The 2471-nt window shown below is 66.9% G+C and carries 2 protein-coding genes and 1 pseudogene; all 3 read right to left on the minus strand.

Going from position 1 to position 2471, the window contains the following annotated elements; translation table 11 throughout:
• Positions 1-126, minus strand: a pseudogene (locus JYJ84_RS34140) (coproporphyrinogen III oxidase); the annotation flags it as partial.
• A 118-nt stretch (positions 127-244) separates the two neighbouring features.
• On the minus strand, positions 245-1522 hold the full coding sequence (purD, locus tag JYJ84_RS34145) for a phosphoribosylamine--glycine ligase (RefSeq protein ID WP_039370477.1): 1278 nt from the start codon (positions 1520-1522) through the stop codon (positions 245-247).
• A gap of 104 nt (positions 1523-1626) precedes the next feature.
• On the minus strand, positions 1627-2355 hold the full coding sequence (locus JYJ84_RS34150) for a YebC/PmpR family DNA-binding transcriptional regulator (protein ID WP_011352741.1): 729 nt from the start codon (positions 2353-2355) through the stop codon (positions 1627-1629).
• Between the last annotated feature and the right edge of the window lie 116 nt (positions 2356-2471).

Below are 2471 nucleotides of genomic sequence, written 5' to 3' on the forward strand. Positions count from 1 at the left end.
CCCGCGCTGCCATGCGTCGGTCGCGAGCGGCGTGCCGTCGAGCGCGCCGAGCGCGTCGGCGATGCGTGTCTGCAGGTCCTGGAGGTACGTGCGCACGCGCGCTACGTCGTAGGTCGAATCGGTCATGTCTGGACTGGGTGCCTCCGCCCGAAGCGGGGGCCGTAAAAAAAGCATCTGCCGGGCATTCTATCGAACCCCGGCAGAGGGGCCGCCGCCGCGCGAGGGCGGGGCGGCGATTGCGACGTCAAGCGCTCTTGCGGTTGAGCGCGCGGAAGCCGATGTCGCGGCGGTACTGCATGCCTTCGAAATTGATCTGGTTGATCGTCTCGTACGCATGCTGCTGCGCTTCGCGCACCGAATCGGCGAGGCCGACCACGCACAGCACGCGGCCGCCGGACGTCGTCAGCTTGTCGCCGTCGAGCGTCGTGCCCGCATGGAACGTGACGGCCTGCTCGGTCTCGGCCGGGATCCCGTTGATGCGGTCGCCCTTGCGTGGCGCGTCCGGATAACCGTGCGCGGCCAGCACGACGCCAAGCGCGGTGCGGCGGTCCCAGTCGAGCTCGACCGTGTCGAGCGTGCCCGCGATCGCCTGTTCGACGACCTTCGAGAAATCGCTCTTCAGGCGTGCCATGATCGGCTGCGTTTCCGGGTCGCCCATCCGGCAGTTGAATTCCAGCGTGCGCGGATTGCCTTCCTTGTCGATCATCAGGCCCGCATACAGGAAGCCCGTGAAGCGGATGCCGTCCTTCTCCATCCCGCGCACGGTCGGCATGATGATCTCGCGCATCACGCGTGCATGCATCTGCGGCGTGACGATCGGCGCGGGCGAATACGCACCCATGCCGCCGGTGTTCGGGCCGCGGTCCTCGTCGAGCAGGCGCTTGTGGTCCTGGCTGGAAGCCAGCGCCAGCGCGTGCTTGCCGTCGACCATCACGATGAAGCTCGCTTCCTCGCCATCGAGGAATTCCTCGATCACGACGCGCGCGCCGGCGTCGCCGAGCTTGTTGCCCGACAGCATCATGTCGACGGCTTCGTGTGCTTCTTCCAGCGTCATCGCGACGACGACACCCTTGCCGGCCGCGAGGCCGTCGGCCTTCACGACGATCGGCGCACCCTTCGCGTCGATGTACGCGTGCGCGGCGGCCACGTCGGAGAACGTTTCATACTCGGCGGTCGGGATGCCGTGGCGCTTCATGAACGCCTTCGCGAAATCCTTCGAGCTCTCGAGCTGCGCGGCTTCGCGGGTCGGGCCGAAGACCTTCAGGCCGCGTGCGCGGAACAGGTTGACGATGCCGGCCGCGAGCGGCGCTTCCGGCCCGACGAGCGTGAACGCGACGCCTTCGCGTTCCGCGAAATCGGCGAGTTCGTCGAGCGCCGTGATATCGACGTTCTTCAGACGCTCGTCCTGCGCCGTGCCGCCATTGCCGGGCGCGACGTAGACCATCTGGACGCGCGGCGACTGCGCGAGCTTCCACGCCAGCGCATGTTCGCGGCCGCCGGAACCGACGACGAGTAGTTTCATGGGATTCCCCGCAGACTAGAAAACAGGGCGGCCGGCACGCTCAGGCGCGCCGGCCGCGGATTCGGTCGGGCCGCCGCCGCGACAGGAGCACGGCGGCCGGCACATCATTCCTCGACGATGACGGCGTTCGTATACACGTCCTGCACGTCGTCGAGGTTCTCGAGCGCGTCCAGGAGCTTCTGCATCTTCGCCGCGTCGTCGCCGGTGAATTCGACTTCGTTCTGCGGCTTCATCGTCACTTCGGCGAGTTCGGCCTTGAAGCCGCCGGCTTCGAGCGCGTCCTTCACCGCCGAGAATGCCTGCCAGTCGCACAGCACTTCGATCGAACCGTCGTCGTTCGTGTTCACGTCGTTCGCGCCGGCTTCGAGCGCGGCTTCCATCAGCGCGTCTTCCGACGTGCCCGGTGCGAACAGGAACTGGCCGACGTGATCGAACATGAACGCGACCGAGCCGTCGGTGCCCATGTTGCCGCCGAACTTCGAGAACGCGTGGCGGACTTCCGCGACCGTGCGGGTGCGGTTGTCGGTCAGCGTGTCGACGATGATCGCCGCGCCGCTGATGCCGTAGCCTTCGTAACGGATCTCTTCGTAGTTCGCGCCGTCCGCGCCGCCGACGCCGCGATCGATCGCGCGCTTGACGTTGTCCTTCGGCATGTTCGCGTCGGCCGCCTTGTCGACCGCGAGACGCAGGCGCGGGTTCGAGTTGACGTCGCCGCCGCCGAGGCGCGCCGCGACCTGGATTTCCTTGATCAGGCGAGTCCAGATCTTGCCGCGCTTCGCGTCGGCCGCTGCCTTCTTATGCTTGATGTTGGCCCATTTCGAATGACCAGCCATACCTTTCTCCGTGCCCGGGCGCGCAGCGCGGGCGATTGTTTCAATGTGTCGTTGAATCGGCGGCCGTTTCGGCGGGCATGAAGCCGCGGGGCCGCGCGTGTCGAGTGGATCGAGAT

It is taken from the genome of Burkholderia sp. LMG 13014 (assembly GCF_905232215.1).
Lineage (GTDB): Bacteria > Pseudomonadota > Gammaproteobacteria > Burkholderiales > Burkholderiaceae > Burkholderia.